General features: G+C 70.5%; 12 protein-coding genes, 1 tRNA gene and 2 rRNA genes (1 of these 15 only partly in view). 13 read left to right on the top strand and 2 right to left on the bottom strand.

Going from position 1 to position 22,722, the window contains the following annotated elements:
* The 4 genes from RLT57_RS24365 to RLT57_RS24380 form a co-directional block, all read left to right on the top strand.
* Positions 1-2,089, top strand: a 23S ribosomal RNA gene (locus RLT57_RS24365) (it extends 1,038 nt beyond the left edge of the window).
* A 99-nt stretch (positions 2,090-2,188) separates the two neighbouring features.
* Positions 2,189-2,305, top strand: a 5S ribosomal RNA gene (gene rrf, locus RLT57_RS24370).
* A gap of 16 nt (positions 2,306-2,321) precedes the next feature.
* Positions 2,322-2,711, top strand: a complete 390-nt coding sequence (locus RLT57_RS24375) for a DegT/DnrJ/EryC1/StrS family aminotransferase (RefSeq protein ID WP_311299398.1) — start codon at positions 2,322-2,324, stop codon at positions 2,709-2,711.
* A gap of 85 nt (positions 2,712-2,796) precedes the next feature.
* Positions 2,797-2,869, top strand: a tRNA-Thr gene (locus RLT57_RS24380).
* Between the two features lie 115 nt (positions 2,870-2,984).
* On the opposite strand, the gene RLT57_RS24385 is transcribed toward RLT57_RS24380, so the two are convergent.
* Positions 2,985-5,612, bottom strand: coding sequence for a SpoIIE family protein phosphatase (locus RLT57_RS24385; protein ID WP_311300849.1), 2,628 nt, complete (start codon positions 5,610-5,612; stop codon positions 2,985-2,987).
* Positions 5,613-5,936: 324 nt separating this feature from the next.
* Here RLT57_RS24385 and RLT57_RS24390 point away from each other — a divergent pair, with 324 nt between their 5' ends.
* From RLT57_RS24390 to RLT57_RS24430, 9 genes are all read left to right on the top strand, one after another.
* Entirely contained in the window at positions 5,937-11,360 is a 5,424-nt protein-coding gene (locus tag RLT57_RS24390; protein WP_311299399.1) for a HAMP domain-containing protein, read from the top strand.
* 318 nt (positions 11,361-11,678) lie between these two features.
* Positions 11,679-12,371: a response regulator gene (locus RLT57_RS24395; protein ID WP_311299400.1), complete on the top strand. Its 693-nt coding sequence runs from the start codon at positions 11,679-11,681 to the stop codon at positions 12,369-12,371.
* A gap of 396 nt (positions 12,372-12,767) precedes the next feature.
* On the top strand, positions 12,768-15,530 hold the full coding sequence (locus RLT57_RS24400) for a DNA translocase FtsK (RefSeq protein ID WP_311299401.1): 2,763 nt from the start codon (positions 12,768-12,770) through the stop codon (positions 15,528-15,530).
* Between the two features lie 239 nt (positions 15,531-15,769).
* Complete coding sequence (locus tag RLT57_RS24405; RefSeq protein ID WP_311299402.1) at positions 15,770-16,576, top strand: helix-turn-helix domain-containing protein; 807 nt, start codon at positions 15,770-15,772, stop codon at positions 16,574-16,576.
* Positions 16,577-16,643: 67 nt separating this feature from the next.
* Positions 16,644-18,233, top strand: a complete 1,590-nt coding sequence (gene rimO / locus RLT57_RS24410; RefSeq protein ID WP_311299403.1) for a 30S ribosomal protein S12 methylthiotransferase RimO — start codon at positions 16,644-16,646, stop codon at positions 18,231-18,233.
* Between the two features lie 251 nt (positions 18,234-18,484).
* Complete coding sequence (gene pgsA / locus RLT57_RS24415) at positions 18,485-19,144, top strand: CDP-diacylglycerol--glycerol-3-phosphate 3-phosphatidyltransferase (protein WP_311299404.1); 660 nt, start codon at positions 18,485-18,487, stop codon at positions 19,142-19,144.
* The gene (locus tag RLT57_RS24420; RefSeq protein ID WP_311299405.1) at positions 19,141-19,728 is read left to right on the top strand and encodes a CinA family protein; all 588 of its coding nucleotides are present in this window, start codon (positions 19,141-19,143) and stop codon (positions 19,726-19,728) included. Before pgsA ends, RLT57_RS24420 begins: the two co-directional genes overlap by 4 nt.
* A 167-nt stretch (positions 19,729-19,895) precedes the next feature.
* Positions 19,896-20,300, top strand: a complete 405-nt coding sequence (locus RLT57_RS24425) for a helix-turn-helix domain-containing protein (protein ID WP_311299406.1) — start codon at positions 19,896-19,898, stop codon at positions 20,298-20,300.
* Between the two features lie 200 nt (positions 20,301-20,500).
* Positions 20,501-20,971: a Dps family protein gene (locus RLT57_RS24430; protein ID WP_311299407.1), complete on the top strand. Its 471-nt coding sequence runs from the start codon at positions 20,501-20,503 to the stop codon at positions 20,969-20,971.
* 875 nt (positions 20,972-21,846) lie between these two features.
* On the opposite strand, the gene RLT57_RS24435 is transcribed toward RLT57_RS24430, so the two are convergent.
* Positions 21,847-22,650, bottom strand: coding sequence for an Fpg/Nei family DNA glycosylase (locus tag RLT57_RS24435; protein WP_311299408.1), 804 nt, complete (start codon positions 22,648-22,650; stop codon positions 21,847-21,849).
* Positions 22,651-22,722 lie beyond the last annotated feature (72 nt).

The following is a 22,722-nucleotide window of genomic DNA, read 5'->3' on the forward strand; positions in this document are numbered from 1 at the left end:
CGCGGCAGTGAGACTGTGGGGGATAAGCTCCATGGTCGAGAGGGAAACAGCCCAGAGCATCGACTAAGGCCCCTAAGCGTACGCTAAGTGGGAAAGGATGTGGAGTCGCAGAGACAACCAGGAGGTTGGCTTAGAAGCAGCCATCCTTGAAAGAGTGCGTAATAGCTCACTGGTCAAGTGATTCCGCGCCGACAATGTAGCGGGGCTCAAGCGTACCGCCGAAGTCGTGTCATTGCAGTATTGACTCCTAACGGGGGCTGTGATGGGTAGGGGAGCGTCGTGTGCCGGGTGAAGCTGCGCCGTAAGGCAGTGGTGGACGGTTCACGAGTGAGAATGCAGGCATGAGTAGCGATACAAGAGTGGGAAACTCTTGCGCCGATTGACTAAGGGTTCCTGGGTCAAGCTGATCTGCCCAGGGTAAGTCGGGACCTAAGGCGAGGCCGACAGGCGTAGTCGATGGACAACCGGTTGATATTCCGGTACCCGCTTTGGAACGCCCAGTACTGAGTCTTCTGATGCTAAGGCCGTGAAGCCGCCTGCTGAGTCTTCGGATGAGGTGGGAGTGGTGGAGCCGCTGGTCCAGGGAAGTAGTAGGTAAGCGATGGGGTGACGCAGGAAGGTAGTCCAGCCCGGGCGGTGGTTGTCCCGGGGTAAGGGTGTAGGGCGTTGCTCAGGTAAATCCGGGTGACATGTGTCTGAGACCTGATGCCGAGCCGATTGTGGTGAAGTGGATGATCCTATGCTGTCGAGAAAAGCCTCTAGCGAGTTTCATGGCGGCCCGTACCCTAAACCGACTCAGGTGGTCTGGTAGAGAATACCGAGGCGTTCGGGTGAACTATGGTTAAGGAACTCGGCAAAATGCCCCCGTAACTTCGGGAGAAGGGGGGCCATTTCTGGTGATCGCCCGTGCGGTGTGAGCTGGGGGTGGCCGCAGAGACCAGCGAGAAGCGACTGTTTACTAAAAACACAGGTCCGTGCGAAGCCGTAAGGCGATGTATACGGACTGACGCCTGCCCGGTGCTGGAACGTTAAGGGGACCGGTTAGTCGTGCCTTCGGGTGTGGCGAGGCTGAGAACTTAAGCGCCAGTAAACGGCGGTGGTAACTATAACCATCCTAAGGTAGCGAAATTCCTTGTCGGGTAAGTTCCGACCTGCACGAATGGCGTAACGACTTCTCGACTGTCTCAACCATAGGCCCGGTGAAATTGCACTACGAGTAAAGATGCTCGTTTCGCGCAGCAGGACGGAAAGACCCCGGGACCTTTACTATAGCTTGATATTGGTGTTCGGTTCGGCTTGTGTAGGATAGGTGGGAGACTGTGAAGTCGCGGCGCCAGCCGTGGTGGAGTCGTCGTTGAAATACCACTCTGGTCGTGCTGGATGTCTAACCTCGGTCCGTGATCCGGATCAGGGACAGTGTCTGGTGGGTAGTTTAACTGGGGCGGTTGCCTCCTAAAGGGTAACGGAGGCGCCCAAAGGTTCCCTCAGCCTGGTTGGTAATCAGGTGTTGAGTGTAAGTGCACAAGGGAGCTTGACTGTGAGACTGACGGGTCGAGCAGGTACGAAAGTAGGGACTAGTGATCCGGCGGTGGCTTGTGGAAGCGCCGTCGCTCAACGGATAAAAGGTACCCCGGGGATAACAGGCTGATCTTCCCCAAGAGTCCATATCGACGGGATGGTTTGGCACCTCGATGTCGGCTCGTCGCATCCTGGGGCTGGAGTCGGTCCCAAGGGTTGGGCTGTTCGCCCATTAAAGCGGTACGCGAGCTGGGTTTAGAACGTCGTGAGACAGTTCGGTCCCTATCCGCTGCGCGCGTTGGAGTCTTGAGAAGGGCTGTCCCTAGTACGAGAGGACCGGGACGGACGGACCTCTGGTGTGCCAGTTGTTCTGCCAAGGGCATGGCTGGTTGGCTACGTTCGGGAGGGATAACCGCTGAAAGCATCTAAGCGGGAAGCCTGCTTCGAGATGAGGGCTCCCACCCACGTGATGGGGTAAGGCTCCCAGTAGACGACTGGGTTGATAGGCCGGATGTGGAAGCCTTGTGAGGGGTGGAGCTGACCGGTACTAATAGGCCGAGGGCTTGTCCATGTGTGCTCGCGTCCACTGTGTGGTTCTGAAACAATCAGCCGCCGTATTCCCTGCTCCTGTTTTTGTGGGGTGTGTGGGGTGGTGTGTGTTTCGTGGTGTTTCGGTGGTCATAGCGTTAGGGAAACGCCCGGTTACATTCCGAACCCGGAAGCTAAGCCTTTCAGCGCCGATGGTACTGCAGGGGGGACCCTGTGGGAGAGTAGGACACCGCCGAACAAATATTATGAATGCCGTGGTCTCCGAGCTTTGTCTCGGGGACCACGGCATTTTTGTTTCCCGTTACTTCACGTTCTTTCGTGCCGGGACTCCGACCGGGGTGATCGTGCCCTACATCGCGCCGGGCGCCCACCACCTGTACCACCTGTACACGGTCCGGGCGCCGGGGAACGGCCGGCCGGACCGGGACGCCTTCGCGCGGGCCCTGGCCGTACGCGGGGTCAAGGCGACGGTGAGTGTGCCGGTGCCAATGCGCCGCATGCCGGCGCACCGGTCGGGGGCCGTACTGCCGCAGACCGAGCTGGTGGCCGCGGACAGCCTGTCGCTGCCGGTGCATTCCGGGATCACCCAGCGGGAGTTGACGCACGTCGCCGACGCGTGCAATGCCCTCGGCGGACTGATCTGACCGACCGGCGACCGTACCGCCGGCTACGGCCCGGCCGGTGTTTCACCGCACACCCGTTCATGCGCTACGATCTTTTCGTTGTCCCGCCCCAATAGCTCAGTCGGTAGAGCGTCTCCATGGTAAGGAGAAGGTCTACGGTTCGATTCCGTATTGGGGCTCTTAAAGGTGAGGCCTCCGCTATAGGGCGGGGGCCTCACCTTTTTGCCGGGTCTGATGCGGGCCTGATCCGGGTCTGACCGGCGTCCGGTCCGGAACCGGACCCCGCGAGGGGTCCTACTTGGGTACGCGCATCGCCAGGATCGCCATGTCGTCCGAGGGCGCGTCGGAGGCGAACCGTTCCACCGCGCGCTGGATACGCGCCGCGACCGCGCCCGCCGTCAGCCCCGTGCAGGTGGCCAGGACTTCGGCGAGCCCGTCGTCGCCCAGCATCCGGGTGCCCTCGCGGCGTTCGGTGACGCCGTCGGTGACGCACAGCAGGACGTCTCCGGGGTCGAGCGTGATCGACTGCTCGAACAGCTCCAGGTCGTCCATGACGCCCAGCAGCGGCTGCGGCTCGGCGGCGGGCTCCACCGTGCCGTCCGGACGCAGCCGGAGCGGCAGCGGGTGGCCGGCGCAGACCATGCGGAGCACCGCGCTGCCGTCGTGCTGCGGCCACAGCTCGCCGTAGAGGAGGGTGAGGAACCGGCTGCGGGCGCCCTCGTCCAGGATGGCGGCGTTGAGGCGCTCCAGGACCGCGGGGCCGCCAAAGCCCTCGCGGGCCAGCAGCCGCAGTGCGTGCCGGGCCAGACCGGTCACGGCGGCGGCCTCCGGGCCCGTACCGCAGACGTCGCCGATGGCGAAGCCCCAGCAGCCGTCGCGGATCGGGAAGAGGTCGTAGAAGTCGCCCCCGACCTCGTTGCCCTCGCCGGCCGCGCGGTAGACCACCTCGACCTCGACACCGGGCACGTGGGGCAGCTCCGGCGGCAGCAGGCTGCGCTGGAGGGCCTGGCTGATGGCCGTGCGCTCGCTGTAGAGGCGGGCGTTGTCCAGAGCCAGGGCGGCTCGCCGGGAGAGGTCCTCGGCGAGCTCCAGGATCTCCTGGCGGAAGCGCTCGTCGGTGGGCTTGCCGAGGGTGAGCATGCCGATGACGCGGTTGCGGGCCACCAGCGGCAGGACGACCGTCTCGCCGCCGACCGCCGCGGCCGTGGCCAGCTGGACGCCGGGGGTGTTCGCCGGGCGGTTGCGCGCCGCGGAGGCCGCTCCGACGCCGAGGCTGCGCAGCGACGCGCGCAGCGCGCTGGAGTGGGCCACGTCCGAGGGGTCGGTCCAGATACGGGCGCCGGGGGTGGGGTCCGGGTCGGGCGGCCGTACCTGGGACAGCAGCGCCTTGATGCCGTCGATGCGGTCCTCGTCCTCATGGAGGACGAAGGCCAGCTCCGGCTCCGACTGCGACTGCTCGGCGATGGTGTAGACGGCGCACCAGCTGGCCAGCGTCGGTACGGTCATCTGTGCCATCAGGGCGAGCGTCTGGTCCCGCTCCAGCGTGCCCGCCAGCAGGTCGGAGGCTTCGACCAGGAAGGACAGCGAGCCGCGGCGCAGCCGCTCCAGTTCGGTGAGGCGGGCGCTCTCCACGGCCAGCGCGATCCGGTCGGCGGCGAACTGCAGCCGCAGCGCCTCCTGGTTGGAGTAGCGGCCCGGGGCCTCGGCGGCGACCCCGATGGAGCCGGTGAGGCGGCCCTCGACCTTCAGCGGCACGGTGACGACCGAGCGCATGCCGGTGCCGGACAGCAGCGGTACGGCGCCGGGGACGGCGGTGAGGTCCTCGTGCACGGCGGGCATCCGGGCGCTGCCGTAGCGGCCGGTGCCGGCCTCCACGGGGACCCGGGCGAAGCGCTGCCGCCCCGAGGGCAGGCCGGTGGAGGCGCGTACCTCCAGCTCGGTCTCGTCGTCGGTGGCGAGCAGCAGGTAGGCGGCGTCGCCGTCGAGCATGTCGCGGGCGCGCTCCACGGTCCGCTGGAGCAGGCCGTCGAGGTCGTCGGGGGCCGGGGAGCCGATGAAGACCTCGAAGGCGTCGGTGCTCCTGCCGCGCTGGGTCAGGCCGGAGTCGGAGTGGGCCGGCCCGCGGGTCGGGCTCTGCAGGACGGCGCGCTCCTCGGCGCGTACCAGCAGGCACACCGTGGACGGCTCGCCGGCGCTGTCGCGGACCCGCAGGTGGGAGCCGTAGACAGGCAGTACGCGCCCGTCGGCGTCCCGCAGGCCGTAGGTGCCCTCCCAGCGGGAGAGCTGGAGTGCCTCGGCGAGGCCGATGCCGGTGCCGGGGGTCTGCGGCCAGGCGGTGATGTTGGCCAGCGACCTGCCGAGTATGTCGGCGGGGGTGTGGCCGAAGAGCTCGGCGGCGTCGTCGTTCCAGCGGGTGACGGTGCCGCGGTTGTCGGCCTGGACGACCGCGACCCGGACCCGTTCGTCGGCGACCGGCAGCTCGGCGATCGGCAGCACGGGGCCGGCCGAGCGGGTGCCCGCGGGGCGCTCGGGCAGGTCGAGCTGGAACCAGACGTCCTTGCCCGCGGCGGTGTACTCCACGCCCCAGCGGCTGGCCAGCGCGGCGCACAGCAGCAGGCCCCGGCCGCCTTCGCTGTCGCCGTCGCGGAACTGCCGGCTGCGCGGCTGCATCGGGATCTCGCGCTCGGGATAGTGGTCGGAGACCTCGACGCGGACCGCGGTCTCGTACCGCAGACAGGTCACGTCGGCCGCGGTGCCGGCGTGCACCACCGCGTTGGTGACGAGTTCGCTGGTGAGGACCACCGCGTCGTCCACCACGTCGGCGAAGCCCCAGCCGTGCAGGGTGTCGCGGACGAACGCCCGGGCAACGGCGACCGACCGCCCGACAGGTTCGAAGCTGGCCGCTGCCCGCGCCGTGATCACCGGTCTCCTCACTGCTGCTCGTGGCCTGACGGGCGCGGTGGCCGTGCCCGTCGAGGTGGCGCCGCGCTGCTGGACTCTCATCGCCGGCTCCTGGAGGTGTGCGCCCGTCGGGGGGCAGACCCCCGACACCAGAGCCAGGTTACTGACCCGCAGGGACGCGGCGTGCGCCGGTTGCGGGTGTTTCCACCCGGAAACGTGCCGCGTTGCATATGCGATGGTGCCGAACTGTTATGGCCGGGCGGGGCCATGGTGAAACACTGGGCTTGCTCGTACAGCAGCAAGCTTGCACATCCGCAGGTCGGTCGACCCTCCAGGAGGGACACGGTGGAGTCTGGCGCATCGGCGCGGGGCACAGTCACGCGTACGAAGAACGGGCGATCCCGTGGCAGCGGGACCGTAGAGGTCGATTCGGCCGCGCTCACCAAGCTGCTCGGGGCGCTGGCCGCGATGCGGGACGGCAACTTCCGCAAGCGGCTCATGGTGTCCGGCGACGGGGCGATGGCCGAGATCGCGGCCGTCTTCAACGAGGTCGCGGACCGTAACCAGCACCTTACCGGGGAGCTGGCCAGGGTACGGCGGGTGGTCGGCCGCGAGGGCAAGCTTAAGGAACGGCTGGAGACCGGGGCCTGCGAGGGCGCCTGGGCGGCGGCGATCGAGGCGTCCAACGCGCTGGTGGACGACCTGGTGCGGCCGGTGTCCGAGGTCGGCCGGGTGCTGTCGGCGGTGGCCGAGGGCGACCTGGTGCAGCGGATGGACCTGCGGGCGCAGAACGCCGACGGGTCGGCGCATCCGCTGCGCGGGGAGTTCCTGAAGGTCGGCCGTACCGTCAACGGGCTGGTCGACCAGCTGTCGGCGTTCACCGACGAGGTGACGCGGGTGGCCAGCGAGGTCGGCACCGAGGGCAAGCTCGGCGGCCAGGCCAAGGTGCGCGGGATGTCCGGGTCCTGGAAGGACCTGACGGACTCGGTGAACACCATGGCGTACCGGCTGACCGCGCAGGTCCGCGACATCGCGCTGGTCACCCAGGCGGTGCTCAAGGGCGACCTGTCCCGCAAGGTGACCGTGCACGTGGCCGGCGAGATGCTGGAGCTGAAGAACACCGTCAACTCGATGGTGGACCAGCTGTCCTCCTTCTCCTCCGAGGTCACCCGGGTGGCCCGCGAGGTCGGTACCGAGGGTGAGCTGGGCGGGCAGGCCCAGGTGCCGGGTGTGGCCGGGGTGTGGAAGGACCTGACCGAGTCCGTCAACGGCATGGCCGGGAACCTGACGGCCCAGGTGCGCGACATCGCGCAGGTGACGATGGCGGTCGCCAACGGCGACCTGACGCAGAAGATCACCATCGGGGCGCGCGGCGAGGTCGCGCAGCTCGCCGAGACGATCAACGCGATGACCGAGACGCTGCGCACCTTCGCCGACGAGGTGACGCGGGTCGCGGGCGAGATCGGTGCGGAGGGCCAGCTCGGCGGGCAGGCACAGGTCCCCGGCGCGGCGGGCACCTGGAAGGACCTCACCGATTCGGTGAACACCGCGTTCCGGAACCTGACGGCTCAGGTGCGGGACATCGCGCAGGTGACGACGGCGGTGGCCGGTGGCGACCTGTCGCAGAAGGTCACGGTGGACGTCTCCGGCGAGATGCTGGAGCTGAAGAACACCGTCAACTCGATGGTCGGGCAGCTGTCCTCCTTCGGCGACGAGGTGACGCGGGTGGCCCGCGAGGTCGGCGTCGAGGGCATCCTCGGCGGGCAGGCGCAGGTGTCCGGGGCGGCCGGTACCTGGAAGGACCTCACCGATTCGGTGAACACCGCGTTCCGGAACCTGACGGCTCAGGTGCGGGACATCGCGCAGGTGACGACGGCGGTGGCCGGTGGCGACCTGTCGCAGAAGGTCACGGTGGACGTCTCCGGCGAGATGCTGGAGCTGAAGAACACCGTCAACCGGATGGTGGACCAGCTGGGCTCCTTCTCCGCGCAGGTGACCCGGATGGCCACCGACGTGGGCACCGAGGGCCGCCTCGGCGGGCAGGCCCGGGTGGACGGGGTCTCCGGCACCTGGAAGGACCTGACGGACTCCGTCAACTTCATGGCCGGCAACCTGACGTCCCAGGTGCGGCAGATCGCGCAGGTCACCACCGCGGTCGCGCGCGGCGACCTGTCGCAGAAGATCGACGTGGACGCCCGGGGCGAGATCCTCGAGCTGAAGAACACCATCAACACGATGGTCGACCAGCTGTCGTCCTTCGCCGAGCAGGTCACCCGGGTGGCGCGCGAGGTCGGCACCGACGGGCGGCTGGGCGGGCAGGCGCAGGTGCCCGGCGTGGCCGGGGTGTGGCGCGACCTGACCGACTCGGTGAACTTCATGGCCGGCAACCTCACCGGTCAGGTCCGCAACATCGCGCAGGTCGCCACGGCCGTCGCGCGCGGCGACCTGTCGCAGAAGATCGACGTGGACGCCAAGGGCGAGATCCTTGAGCTGAAGAACACCCTGAACACGATGGTCGACCAGCTGTCGTCCTTCGCCGAGCAGGTCACCCGGGTGGCGCGCGAGGTCGGCACGGAGGGCATCCTCGGCGGCCAGGCCGAGGTCAAGGGCGTCTCCGGTACCTGGAAGGACCTCACCCAGTCCGTCAACTTCATGGCGAACAACCTGACGTCCCAGGTGCGCAACATCGCCGACGTGACCAGCGCGGTCGCCCAGGGCGACCTGTCGCGGAAGATCACCGTCGACGCGAAGGGCGAGATCCTGGCGCTGGTCACCACGGTGAACACGATGGTGGACACCCTGTCGGCGTTCGCCGACGAGGTGACGCGGGTGGCCCGCGAGGTCGGCACCGAGGGCCAGCTCGGCGGCCAGGCGCGGGTGCGGGACGCCTCGGGCATCTGGAAGGACCTCACCGACAACGTCAACCTGATGGCCAACAACCTGACCAGCCAGGTCCGGTCGATCTCCTCGGTGGCCACCGCGGTCGCCAACGGCGACCTGACGAAGAAGATCGACGTGGACGCCCGGGGCGAGATCCTTGAGCTGAAGAACACCATCAACACGATGGTGGACACCCTGTCGGCGTTCGGTGACGAGGTGACGCGGGTGGCCCGTGAGGTCGGCACCGAGGGCATCCTCGGCGGCCAGGCGCGGGTGCCGGGCGTGGCGGGCACCTGGAAGGACCTGACCGAGTCCGTCAACGGCATGGCGTCCAACCTGACCGGCCAGGTGCGGCAGATCGCGCAGGTCACCACGGCGGTCGCCCGCGGCGACCTGTCCAAGAAGATCGACGTGGACGCCCGGGGCGAGATCCTGGAGCTCAAGACCACCATCAACACCATGGTCGGGCAGCTGTCGGCCTTCGGTGACGAGGTGACGCGGGTGGCCCGCGAGGTCGGCACCGAGGGCCGCCTGGGCGGTCAGGCGCGGGTGCCGGACGTCTCCGGCATCTGGAAGGACCTCACCGAGTCGGTGAACCTGATGGCCAACAACCTCACCTCCCAGGTCCGCAACATCGCCCAGGTCGCCACCGCGGTGACCCGCGGCGACCTGAACCTGCGGATCGACGTGGACGCGGCCGGCGAGATCCTGGAACTCCAGGACTACATCAACACCATGATCGTCCGGCTGCGCGAGACCACCCTGGCCAACAAGGAGCAGGACTGGCTCAAGGGCAACCTGGCCCGTATCTCCGGCCTGATGCAGGGCCGCCGCGACCTGGGCGACGTGGCGGCGCTGATCATGAGCGAGCTGACCCCGGTGGTCTCCGCGCAGCACGGCGCGTTCTTCCTGACCGAGGACACCACGGAGGCCGGCGAGGAGTACGAGCTGCACCTGATGGGCAGCTACGGCTTCTCCCGGAAGTCGATGTCCACGGTGTTCCTGCCCGGCGAGGGGCTGATCGGGCAGGCCGCGGTGGAGAAGCGCAGCATCCTGATCGAGCACGCACCGCCCGGGTACCTCAAGATCACCTCGGGGCTCGGGGAGGCGCCGCCGTCCCACGTGATCGTGCTGCCGGTGCTGTTCGAGGGCCGGGTGCTGGGCGTGATCGAACTGGCCGCGTTCCAGCCGTTCACCCAGATCCAGAAGGACTTCCTCAGCCAGATCACCGACATCATCGCGATCAGTGTCAACACCATTTCGGTCAACACCAAGACCGAGGGGCTGCTCAAGCAGTCCCAGGAGCTGACCGAGCAGCTGCAGGAGCGCTCGGCCGAGCTGGAGAGCCGGCAGCGCGCCCTGGAGATGTCCAACGCCGAGCTGGAGGACAAGGCCGAGCTGCTGGCCCGGCAGAACCGTGACATCGAGGTGAAGAACACCGAGATCGAGGAGGCCCGGCAGGTCCTGGAGGAGCGCGCCGAGCAGCTCGCGGTCTCGATGCGCTACAAGTCGGAGTTCCTCGCCAACATGTCGCACGAGCTGCGCACCCCGCTCAACTCGCTGCTGATCCTGGCCAAGCTGCTCGCCGACAACGCCGACGGCAATCTGTCGCCGAAGCAGGTGGAGTTCGCGCAGACCATCCACGGCGCCGGCTCCGACCTGCTGCAGCTGATCAACGACATCCTGGACCTGTCCAAGGTCGAGGCCGGCAAGATGGACGTCTCGCCGACCCGGATCGCCCTGGTGCAGCTGGTCGACTACGTGGAGGCCACCTTCCGGCCGCTCACCGCGGAGAAGGGCCTGGACTTCTCGGTACGGGTCTCCCCGGAGCTGCCGGTCACCTTGCACACCGACGAGCAGCGGCTGCTCCAGGTGCTGCGCAACCTGCTGTCCAACGCGGTGAAGTTCACCGACAGCGGCTCGGTGGAGCTGGTGATCCGCCCGGCCGGTCCCGAGGTGCCGCAGTCGATCCGCGAGCAGCTGCTGGAGGCCGGCACCCTGCGGGGGGTCGACCAGCCGCTGATCGCCTTCTCGGTGACCGACACCGGTATCGGTATCGCGGCCGGCAAGATGCGGGTGATCTTCGAGGCGTTCAAGCAGGCCGACGGCACCACCAGCCGCAAGTACGGCGGCACGGGTCTGGGGCTGTCGATCAGCCGTGAGATCGCCCGGCTGCTCGGCGGCGAGATCCACGCCGACAGCCAGCCCGGCCGCGGCTCGACGTTCACGCTGTACCTGCCGCTCAGCCTCGGCGAGGTGCCGCCCGCGGTACCGCAGCTGCCGGCCGGCGGCTACGGCTCGGAGTTCGACCAGGGCGGCCAGGGGCGTACCCGTAGCCCCGGCAGCAGCCTGGCCCGGCTGCGCCGCCGATCGGCGCTGCCGCCGGCCGCCGCCGCCAACGGCTATGGCGGCCAGGGCGGTGGCCAGGGCGAGCGGCAGAGCGCGGGCGAGCTGCCCGAGCCGTGGTCGGACGACACGCAAGGGGAAGGGTACCCGGGCTTCGTCGGCGGCTTCAGCGGCGAGAAGGTGCTGATCGTCGACGACGACATCCGCAACGTCTTCGCGCTCACCAGCGTGCTGGAGCAGTACGGCCTCACGGTGCTCTACGCCGAGAACGGCCGGGAGGGCATCGAGGTCCTGGAGCAGTACGACGACATCGCCGTGGTGCTGATGGACATCATGATGCCGGAGATGGACGGTTACGCCACGACCTCGGCGATCCGGAAGATGCCGCAGTTCGCCGGGCTGCCGATCATCGCGCTGACCGCCAAGGCGATGAAGGGGGACCGGGAGAAGGCCATCGACTCAGGAGCGTCGGATTATGTGACGAAGCCCGTGGACACCGATCATCTGCTCACGCTCATGGAACAGTGGATGCACGCACGCTGACCGGCGTGCGGGCCGGTACGGCTCGGTGGGTCGCCGAACGGGTGGCCCCGCCGCCCGGCCGGCGTGTCGGCAGGCGCGGGCGGCCAGGCAAGGCGTATTCTTCGCCGACCCGTTTGTCGGATGAGGTGTGGGGGCGTCGGAATCAGGGAACCTTCTGGTCCCCGCCTACGTTTTCGGTGTGTGTTGAGTGACCTGGCGGTGACAGGGTGTGGCGAACGACGGGGTGCGGCTACCATGACCGGCACAAGGACGGGCGGCATGACGGAGCTGTCCCCGGGGGCGGCGACCGGCACAGGACCGGGGCGAGGAGGGCGGGCCATGGTGCAGAAGGCCAAGATCCTCCTGGTCGATGACCGGCCGGAGAATCTGCTGGCGCTGGAGGCCATTCTCTCGGCGCTCGATCAGACCCTGGTGCGGGCATCGTCAGGGGAGGAAGCGCTCAAAGCGCTGCTGACCGACGACTTCGCGGTGATCCTGCTCGATGTCCAGATGCCGGGCATGGACGGATTCGAGACCGCGGCGCACATCAAGCGGCGGGAGCGGACCCGGGACATCCCGATCATCTTCCTGACCGCGATCAACCACGGGCCGCACCACACCTTCCGCGGCTACGCGGCCGGCGCGGTCGACTACATCTCCAAGCCGTTCGACCCGTGGGTGCTGCGGGCCAAGGTGTCGGTCTTCGTGGACCTCTACATGAAGAACTGCCAGCTGCGCGAGCAGGCGGCGCTGCTGCGGCTCCAGTTGGAGCAGGGCCTGCCGGTCGGCGCCGGGATCAACGGCGGCAAGGGCAAGGAGTCGGTGGGCATCATCGCCGAACTGTCCGCCCGGTTGGCCGCGGTCGAGGAGCAGGCCGAAGCGCTCGCCAAGCAGCTCAACGAGTCCGGCGACGGCGCCGCCGTGGCCACCGCCGCGCACCTGGAGCGCAAGCTCACCGGACTGCGGCGGGCCCTGGACGCGTTGGAGCCCGGCACCGGGGGCGGCGTCATCAGGCAGCAGAACTCCGACTAGGGTCCGTCGTCGACCGACGAGAGCGCGGCACGGCAGACGTGCGGGTGCGGGTCCCGCGGCGCCGCGGCGATCCGAACGACGGACCCCGGGGTGCGATCCGGTGTCCGGCGCCGCCGGCGACGGACCCGCCTGGCGCCTGCCCGTGGACCGGCGGCCGTTCACCGGCCGCCACGACGGGTGCGCGGCGGCCGGGCCGCGTCACCGGCGGTCGGGGCCCGCGGTCGGGGCTCCGGGCCGGGGAGCCGGTGGTCGGCGGGCCGGACGGTGAACGGCGGGAATACCGCTGCCGGGCGGCTGGTGACGTGGCGTCAATCATCTCATCGGCGCGACCCGACACGAACGGGCGTATCCGGCGGCGGGCATGCCCCCCGGCCGAAGGGCGGTAACCTCGCCTCCATGGCCTCCCGTACGTCCGGCACCGCCAAGAAAGCCCCGGCGAAGCCAGCGGCGAAGAAGCCCGCGGCCAAGAGACCCGCGGGAAAGAGCGCTCCCGCCAAGAAGGCGGCGGCGGCCAGAACCGCGCCCAGACCCGCGCCGAAACCCGCCCCTTCACCGACCAACGGCCTCTACCGCATGGTGCGCGCGGTCTGGCTCGGCTTCGCCCACGGCGTCGGCGCGGTCTTCCGCGGCATAGGGCGCGGCGCCCGCGGCCTGGACCCGGCGCACCGCAAGGACGGCCTGGCGCTGCTGCTGCTGGGCCTGACTCTGGTGGTCGCCGCCGGCACCTGGTCCGACCTGGACGGCCCGGTCGGCGACCTGGTGACGATGCTGATCACCGGCGCCTTCGGCCGGCTCGACCTGCTGGTGCCCCTTCTGCTCGGCGCGGTCGCCGTCCGGCTGATGCGCCACCCCGAGCGGTCCGAGGCCAACGGCCGGATCGTGATCGGCCTGTCCGCGCTCGTCATCGGCCTGCTCGGCCTGATCCACATCGCCTGCGGCTCCCCGGGCCGCAGCGAAGGCGCCCAGGCCATGCGGGACGCCGGCGGACTGATCGGCTGGGCCGCAGCCGCCCCCTTCCTCCACACCGTCGGCGCCGCCCTGGCCGTACCGCTGCTGCTGCTCTTCACCGTCTTCGGCCTGCTGGTGGTCACCGCGACCCCGGTCAACGCCATCCCGCAGCGGCTGCGGTACGCGGGCACCAAGCTCGGCCTGTACGCGCCGGCGCCGGACCCCGAGGCCGTACCACTGGAGGACCTCTTCGGCGAGGGCGGGCAGTCCGGCACGCCCGAGGACGAGTCACCGGTACGGCGGCTGCCGCTGCGCTTCAGCAGGACGCCGGTCGACCCGGACGCGGACCCGTACGACGTGGACCGCGACGGCGCGCTGGAGGGCGCCGCCGAGCCCAGGCCGCGGCGCAGGCCCAGGCGGCGCGCCGGGCCGGGGGACGGCCCCGACGCCGTCGACGTGGCCGCCGCCGCCGCTGCCGCGCTGGACGGCGCACTGCTGCACGGCGTCCAGCCCTCGCCCCTGGTCGCCGACCTCACCGGCCGGGTCAGGAAGCAGGTGCCGGCCGCCCGCGCGGAGGAGGGCGAGGACGGCGACGAGACCGGGGACGCCGGGTACCCCGGGTACGCGGCGGCGTCCGCGGCCGGCGGCGCCGTCCCCGACCTGACCAAGCACATGGACGACCCGGGCGCGGGCGTGCCGCTGCCGCCCCGCGCCGAGCAGCTCCAGCTCGCCGGCGACATCACCTATGCCCTGCCCTCCCTCGACCTGCTGGAACGCGGCGGCCCCGGCCGTACCCGCAGCGCCGCCAACGACGTGGTGGTGGCCTCGCTCACAAAGGTCTTCAAGGAGTTCAAGGTCGACGCGACGGTCACCGGCTTCACCCGCGGCCCGACGGTCACCCGCTACGAGGTCGCGCTGGGCGCCGCGGTCAAGGTCGAGCGGATCACCGCGCTCGCCAAGAACATCGCCTACTCCGTCGCCAGCCCCGACGTACGGATCATCAGCCCGATCCCCGGCAAGTCCGCGGTCGGCATCGAGATCCCCAACAGCGACCGCGAGATGGTCAACCTGGGCGACGTCCTGCGCTCCGCCGAGGCGGCCGGCGAGGTGCACCCGATGACGGTGGCGCTCGGCAAGGACGTCGAGGGCGGCTATGTGATGGCCAACCTCGCGAAGATGCCGCACGTCCTGGTCGCCGGCGCCACCGGCTCCGGCAAGTCCTCCTGCATCAACTGCCTGATCACCTCGGTCATGGCCCGCGCCACCCCCGACGAGGTCCGGATGGTCCTGGTCGACCCCAAGCGCGTCGAGCTGACCGCGTACGAGGGCATCCCGCACCTGATCACCCCGATCATCACCAATCCAAAGCGGGCCGCCGAGGCGCTGCAGTGGGTGGTGCGCGAGATGGACCTGCGCTACGACGACCTCGCCGCGTACGGCTTCCGGCACATCGACGACTTCAACGCCGCGGTGCGCTCGGGGAAGGCCAGGACCCCCGAGGGCAGCGAGCGCGAGCTGACGCCGTATCCGTACCTGCTGGTGATCGTGGACGAGCTGGCCGACCTGATGATGGTCGCGCCGCGCGACGTGGAGGACTCCATCGTCCGGATCACCCAGCTGGCCCGCGCGGCCGGAATCCACCTGGTGCTCGCCACCCAGCGGCCCAGCGTCGATGTCGTCACCGGTCTGATCAAGGCCAACGTGCCCTCCCGGCTGGCCTTCGCCACCTCCTCGCTCGCCGACAGCCGGGTCATCCTGGACCAGCCGGGGGCCGAAAAGCTCATCGGAAAGGGTGACGGACTGTTCCTGCCGATGGGCGCGAACAAGCCGATCCGCATGCAGGGCGCCTTCGTCACCGAGGAGGAGGTCGCCAAGGTCGTGGACCACTGCAAGGCGCAGCTCACGCCGCGCTACCGCAGCGACGTCACGGTCGGCAGCGCCCCCAAGAAGGAGGTCGACGAGGAGATCGGCGACGATCTGGACCTGCTCTGCCAGGCCGCGGAGCTGGTGGTCTCCACCCAGTTCGGCTCCACCTCGATGCTCCAGCGCAAGCTGCGGGTCGGCTTCGCCAAGGCCGGCCGGCTGATGGACCTGATGGAGTCGCGCGGCATTGTCGGCCCCAGCGAGGGGTCCAAGGCGCGCGATGTCATGGTGACGGCCGACGAGCTGGACGGCGTACTCGCGGTGATCCGTGGCGGAGGAGTGTCGTAGGACTGTCCCGGGCGTCCCCCGGGCGCATGGCGAACGCCGCCGGGACGTGTGCCCCGGCAGGAGTCGGGGCACGTTCCCGGGTAACCGTTCCTCCGCCCCACACGTCCAGTTCTCACGGGTGAAGCGGCCCGCCGCAGCCCGAGTGGCGGACACATACCGGCCGTCCGGTTGCCCCCGTGTTTCGAACCACCCCTAGACTGAACTTCCAGCAGGTGGCTGCACGCTCGAAAGGCGCTCTCGTGTCCATCGGCAACTCGCCCCCCGACGACCGGCCCTCGGTCGGCCGTGCCCTCGCCCAGGCCCGTATCGCCGCGGGCCTGTCCGTCGACGCGGTGAGCACCACCACGCGGGTCCGCGTCCCGATCCTGCAGGCGATCGAACAGGACGACTTCTCCCGCTGCGGCGGTGACGTGTACGCGCGCGGCCACATCCGCACCCTCGCCCGCGCCGTGGGGATCGACCCCGAACCGCTCGTCGAGCAGTACGCGGCCGAGCACTCCGCCGAGACCGCCCCCGCCCCCGTGGCGCCGCTGTACGAGGCCGAGCGGATCCGCTCCGAACCGCGCCGCCCCAACTGGACCGCCGCCATGGTCGCCGCGATCGTCGCGGTGGTGGGCTTCGTCGGCTACACGGTGGTGTCCGGCGACGGCGGCGACGGCGACACCTCCGCCACCTCGCCCACCGCCTCCCCGAGCTCCACCGGCCCCTCCGGCCGGTCACCGCAGGCCAACGGCGTACCGAAGCCCCCGGTGCCGTCCGGCAGCGCCATCGCGGCGGCCCCGCCCGGCAAGGTCACCGTCAAGGCCAGCGCCGAGGGCGGCACCAGCTGGATCCAGGCCACCGACGGGAACGGCAAGCAGCTGTTCCAGAACTCGCTGAAGAAGGGCGAGTCGGTGACCTGGACCGACGACAGGAAGATCAAGCTGGTGGTGGGCAACGCCGGCGCCGTCCAGCTGTTCGTCAACGGCAAGGACATCGGCCTGGCCGGCTCCAAAGGACAGGTCGCCCACCTCACCTACACCCCGGGCGACCCCACCCAGGGCTGATGTGTGCGCGGCGGTGTTCGAACCGCCGCGTACAGGTGGCCGTACCCCCTGCGGGTAGTCTGGGCTCATGCCCGAACCCCGTACCGTCGCTCTTGTCACGCTCGGCTGCGCCCGCAATGAGGTGGACTCCGAGGAACTCGCCGGCCGGCTCGCGGCGGACGGCTGGCGGCTGGTGGACGACGCGTCCGACGCCGACGTGGCGGTGGTGAACACCTGCGGCTTCGTGGAAGCGGCCAAGAAGGACTCGGTGGACGCCCTGCTGGAGGCCAACGACCTCAAGGGGCAGGGCCGCACACAGGCCGTGGTGGCGGTGGGCTGCATGGCCGAGCGGTACGGCAAGGAGCTGGCGGACGCCCTCCCCGAAGCCGACGGAGTGCTCGGCTTCGACGACTACGAGGACATCTCCGACCGGCTGCGGACGATCCTGGCCGGCGGCGTCCACGCGTCGCACACCCCGCGCGACCGGCGCAAGCTGCTGCCGGTCAGCCCGGCGGAGCGGCAGCAGGCGCGCGTGGCGCTGCCGGGGCACGGACAGGGGGCGGCGGAGGACCGGGCCGCTGTTCCCGACGGGGCGGCGGCCTCGGACGACCCGGCCGCTCCCGGCGGATCGGCCGCCCCGCAGGGCCCGGCCGCCGATCTCCGCGACCTGCCGGCGGGCGTCGCCCCCGCGTCGGGGCCGCGGGCCCCGCTGCGGCGCCGGCTGGACTCCGGCCCGGTCGCCTCCGTGAAGCTCGCCTCCGGTTGCGACCGCCGGTGCAGCTTCTGCGCGATCCCGTCCTTCCGCGGCTCCTTCATCTCGCGCCGCCCCTCCGACGTCGTCGGCGAGATCCGCTGGCTCGCCGGGCAGGGCGTCAAGGAGGTGATGCTGGTCAGCGAGAACAACACCTCCTACGGCAAGGACCTCGGCGACATCCGATTGCTGGAGACCCTGCTGCCCGAGCTCGCCGCGGTGGACGGCATCGAACGCATCCGGGTCAGCTACCTCCAGCCCGCCGAGATGCGTCCCGGCCTGATCGAGGTGCTCACCGCCACGCCGGGCGTGGTCCCGTACTTCGACCTGTCCTTCCAGCACTCGGCCCCCGCCGTCCTGCGCGCCATGCGCCGCTTCGGCGACACCGACCGCTTCCTGGATCTGCTGCACACCATCCGGGCCAAGGCGCCCGAGGCGGGCGTCCGGTCCAACTTCATCGTCGGCTTCCCCGGCGAGACCGAGGACGACCTGGCGGAGCTGGAACGCTTCCTCGGCTCGGCCCGGCTGGACGCCATCGGGGTGTTCGGCTACTCCGACGAGGAAGGCACCGAGGCGGCCACGTACGACCGCAAGCTCGACGAGGACGTGGTGGCGGCCCGGCTGGCCCGGGTCTCCCGGCTCGCCGAGGAACTGACCGCGCAGCGCGCCGAGGAACGGCTGGGCTCCACGGTGCGGGTGCTGGTCGAGGCAGTGGACGAGGAGACCGGCGAGGTCACCGGGCGGGCCGACCACCAGGCGCCGGAGACCGACGGCCAGGTCGTCCTGACCCCGGCCGGAAGCCGGTGGGAGCCTGCCGTCGGGACGTTCGTCACCGCGAAGGTGACCGGTACGGAGGGCGTCGACCTGATCGCCGAGCCGCTGGGTGTGCAGGAGACCTGTCACGGGGACGACGAGGTGGGCAGATGAGCGGAGCCTCCTCCACGCCCGCGTCCGCGTCCCCGTCCACACCGCCCCCAGGACCACCCTCGCGGCCTTCCGTGTCGCCTTCGCCGGCGCCCTCAGCCACGCCTTCGCCGGCACCGTCCGGCCCGTCCGCTCCGTCAAAGGCTTCGGCGGCTTCGGCGGCTTCGGCGGCTTCGACGACGGCGGCGGCGGTGTCGGTGTCGGCCGCCGAGTCCGTGCCGTCCCTGGCCGGGCCGATTCCGCCGGTCGGGCCGGTGACCGCGAACGGATCCGTACGCCCGCCGGCGCCCACCGGGGCCTCGGCCGCCGCCGACCACCTCGGCGACCCGGCGGAGCCCAAGGCCCGGCTGATGAACGTCGCCAACCTGCTGACGATGATCAGACTGGTGCTGGTGCCGGGCTTCGTCCTGCTGCTGGTGCACGGCGACGGGCACGACCCGGCCTGGCGGTCCTTCGCCTGGGCGGCCTTCGCGATCGCCATGATCACCGACCTGTTCGACGGCGAAGTGGCCCGGCGCTACGGCCTGGTCACCGACTTCGGCAAGATCGCCGACCCGATCGCCGACAAGGCCATCATGGGCGCGGCGCTGGCCGGACTGTCCGCGCTGGGCGACCTGCCCTGGTGGGTGACGGTGGTGATCCTGGTCCGCGAGCTGGGCATCACGCTGATGCGGTTCTGGGTGATCCGGCACGGCGTCATCCCGGCCAGCCGGGGCGGCAAGCTCAAGACGCTGGCGCAGGGGGTCGCGGTCGGCATGTACATCCTGGTGCTGACCGGGCCGCTGGCCACCATCCGGGCCTGGCTGATGGTCGTTGCGGTGATCCTCACGGTGGTGACCGGCCTGGACTACGTACGGCAGGCCGTCGTGCTGCGGCGGGCCGGACTGGCGGCCGAACGGGAGCGGCGCGCATGACGGCGGCCCGCGAGGTGCTGCGGCTGCTGGCGGAGCACGGCTGGACGCTGGCCGTCGCCGAATCCCTCACCGGCGGTCTGGTGGCCGCGGAACTGGCCGCGGTGCCCGGCGCCTCCCGCAGCTTCCGCGGCTCGGTGACGGCCTACGCGACCGCCCTCAAGCACGAGATCCTCGGAGTCGACGCCGCCCTGCTGGCCGCCCGCGGCGCCGTGGACGCCGAAGTGGCCCGGCAGATGGCCGCGGGCGTACGGGACCGGCTCGGCGCGGACTGGGGTATCTCCACGACCGGAGTCGCGGGCCCCGATCCGCAGGACGGCAAGCCGGTCGGCACGGTCTTCGTGGCGGTGGCGGGGCCGGTTCCGGCGGGCGGTGCCGGTGCGATGGCGGCGCCGGCTCCGGCGGGCTGGCCGGCGGCCGGTGCCGAGGGGGTGGAGAGCGCGGGGACTGTGGTGGCCGTGGAACTGAGCCTGACCGGTGACCGTACCGCGATCCGCGACGCCTCGGTGGCCGCGGTCCTGGAACTGCTCGCCGCGCGCTTGAGGAGGAGTACGGTTGCGCATCCGGGATTCGGCCAGAGTCTCTGATAACGGTCCCGGTACGAGTCCGGGCGCGGAGGATAGGGAAGAGGTCGGGGGGAAGGGATGTTTACAGCCCTGAGTGAACACGTCTCGGCTCCCCGCACGGCCGGTGCCGGAGGCGGTACGGTGGGGCCAGGCAGATGCGGTTACGCGGTCCGAGGAGGGAGCCACCGATGATCCTGCTCCGTCGCCTGCTTGGTGACGTGCTGCGTCGGCAGCGCCAGCGCCAGGGCCGCACCCTGCGTGAGGTCTCCTCGTCCGCCCGGGTCTCGCTCGGCTATCTGTCCGAGGTCGAGCGGGGGCAGAAAGAGGCGTCCTCCGAACTGCTCTCGGCGATCTGCGAAGCCCTGGACGTGCCGATGTCCGAGGTCATGCGTGAGGTCAGCGACGATCTGTCACTCGCCGAGCTCTCGCAGTCCGCGGCCACCGAGACCACCGCCGCGCCGATGCGGCCCCTGCTGGGCGCGGTCACGTCTGTCACTTCCGTCACCTCCGTGGCCTCCTCCGGTCCGGACGAGCGGATCACCATCAAGGCCCCCAAGAAGCCCGCCGAAGCCGTCGACGTCGTCGCCGCCTAGGCCGGGGCTCCGGCCCCCTCCCCTGTTCCTCTCACACTTCCCTGTTCCTCTCACACTTCGCGCGGCGGCCCGCCCGGGACATGTCCCCGGGACGGGCCGCCGCGCTTTGCCATGTGTACGCCGCCAAGGCAGGGTAGGCGAAGAGGGTCAGCGGGGGATGAACCGGACCTGAACGCGTCGATCCGCGAGGAGAACAGCGCATGACTGTCGTGAAAAGCCCTCTGTCCCAGCAGTCCCTGAAGACCGTCGGTGACGCTCTGCAAGGCGCACTGGTGGACCTGGTGGACCTCTCGCTGGTGGCCAAGCAGGTGCACTGGAACATCATCGGACCGCGGTTCCGCTCCATCCACCTCCAGTTGGACGAGGTGGTGTCGGCGGCCCGCACCGCGTCCGACACCATCGCCGAGCGCGCCTCGGCCCTCGGCATCTCCCCCGACGGCCGCGCCGGGACGGTCGCCAAGACCAGCGGCATCGACACGGTGACCGACGGCTGGGTCAAGGACGCCGAGGTGGTCGAGATCATGGTCGCCGCCCTGGGCTCGGTCATCACCCGGATGCGGGAACGCATCGAGTCCACCGACGAGCCGGACCCGGTGACGCAGGACCTCATCATCGGCATCACCGCCCAGCTCGAAAAGCAGCACTGGATGTTCCAGGCGGAGAACGTCTGAGCCGGACAGCGACCCCCGCAAGGCGCTGAGCCGCAGGAACGGCCGGGTTACACCGTATGCGGCGGCCTCCACGGACGAGATCCGTGGAGGCCGCCGCACGCGGTCGGACCTCGGTCGTCGGTGTGCCGCGACAGGCCGTGGACCGGATACGCCCTCGCGCGGCGTCCGGATTCCGTGGCGAGGGCGGCGAGGCGGTCGACGGTCTGGTCCGGGCGGATTCCCCGAGGCGGCTTTCCCCTGGCTTTCCCCCTGGCCGTCCCCCTGGCCGTAGACCGGCGGTGAGTCGGTGGCGGGGTCGAGCACGGTGTCTGCCGGGCCCCGGAGGCTGCCGGTCGCGTGGGCGTTGATCTCGCGCACCGAGCGGCTCACCCCGTTAGCGTCGGAGAGGCGGCGCCGGGCGTTCCGGGCGCAGAAGGTCCGAACGAGCGGCTGCCGGACGGGTAGGACGCGGCAGTACCTGACCTCGGGGCCGGGAAGACTGTCCGGGCCCCGCAGGGGCCCGGGGGGCCGGGGCGAGGAGGCGGCGATGCGTGTACTTCGGCTGCGGGGGCAAAGCGTTGTGCGCGCGGCGATACGGGGCAGGGCCGGGCAACGGGGCACGGGGCGGCGTGCGAACCGCGCGGACGGCCGGGGCCCGAGCCGTGAGCGGGGTCGTGAGCGGGGCCTGGACCGGGGCGGGGGCGCGCGCCGACGGTCGGTGCGGGTCGGTCGGTGGGTCGTCGCCGTGGTGGGCGGGCTGCTGTGGTGGTGGGTGGTGCTGCGACTGGCGGTCCGGCCGCAGGCCGCGGGGCCGTGGGAGGGCGCGGCGGCCATGGCGGGCTGGAGCCTCGGCCTGATACCCCTGCACGCCGTACCCGCCACTGCTGCCCGGACGGTCAGCCGTCGCCGGGCGCCGGGCCGGGCTGGCAACGCGGGCACCAGTACGCCGCCCGGCGCTGATCCTCCCGGCCATGCCGCCCGCCCCTGACCGGGGTGCCGCAGCGCAGACACGGCCGCCCCTCCCGGCCGTACACCCAGTTCGTCCGGCCCCGCCGGGTGTCCCCGGTCGTGACGTGCCCGGGGCGTGACCGGTTCGCCTCCAGCAGCCGCTTCGCCAGTACCACCAGCTTCTCCGGCACCCGTACCTCCCCGAACGGCGTCCACGGGGTCACCCCGCGCAGAAAGCACAGTTCCGACACGTAGACGTTGCCCACCCCGGCCAGATTCCGCTGGTCGAGCAGCGCCTCCCCTAGCGGCCGGTCCGGGCTCGCCGCCAGCCGTCTCAGCGCCCGCGCCGCGTCCCAGTCCGGCCCGAGCAGATCAGGACCCAGGTGCCCGACCACCTCGTCCTCCTCGGCGGTCGGCAGCAGTTCCAGCACCGGCAGCCGGTAGCCGACCGCGACCCGCTCCTTCGTCTCCAGCACCGCCCGCACCTGATGCGCCGGCCCGCCCCGCCACCGCTCCCCGGGGCCGTACAGGTGCCAGGAGCCGTCCATCCGCAGGTGCGAGTGCAGGGTCAGGCCGTCGGACAGCCTCGTCAGCAGGTGCTTGCCGCGTGCGGCCACCTCCAGTACCCGGCGGCCCGCCAGGTCCACCGTCGCCAGGCTGGGCACCCGCAGATCCGTACGCTGCAGCGGGCGGCCGGCCAGCGCGGCGTGCAGTCGGTGCGCGGTCAGCCAGACCGTGTCTCCCTCGGGCATCCCTCCATTCTGGCCGACCCGGCAGGCTTCCGGGCCGACCGTCCCGTCCAGCTTCTCTCCGTTCCGTCCTCC

It is taken from the genome of Streptomyces sp. ITFR-21 (assembly GCF_031844685.1).
In the GTDB taxonomy this organism is placed as follows: Bacteria; Actinomycetota; Actinomycetes; order Streptomycetales; family Streptomycetaceae; genus Actinacidiphila.

Coding starts and splice junctions, on each gene's coding strand:
- RLT57_RS24420 (WP_311299405.1), top strand. CDS start 19,141: ATGACGGCGGCCCGCGAGGTGCTGCGGCTGCTGGCGGAGCACGGCTGG.
- rimO (WP_311299403.1), top strand. CDS start 16,644: ATGCCCGAACCCCGTACCGTCGCTCTTGTCACGCTCGGCTGCGCCCGC.
- RLT57_RS24400 (WP_311299401.1), top strand. CDS start 12,768: ATGGCCTCCCGTACGTCCGGCACCGCCAAGAAAGCCCCGGCGAAGCCA.
- RLT57_RS24395 (WP_311299400.1), top strand. CDS start 11,679: ATGGTGCAGAAGGCCAAGATCCTCCTGGTCGATGACCGGCCGGAGAAT.
- RLT57_RS24435 (WP_311299408.1), bottom strand. CDS start 22,650: ATGCCCGAGGGAGACACGGTCTGGCTGACCGCGCACCGACTGCACGCC.
- RLT57_RS24425 (WP_311299406.1), top strand. CDS start 19,896: ATGATCCTGCTCCGTCGCCTGCTTGGTGACGTGCTGCGTCGGCAGCGC.
- RLT57_RS24430 (WP_311299407.1), top strand. CDS start 20,501: ATGACTGTCGTGAAAAGCCCTCTGTCCCAGCAGTCCCTGAAGACCGTC.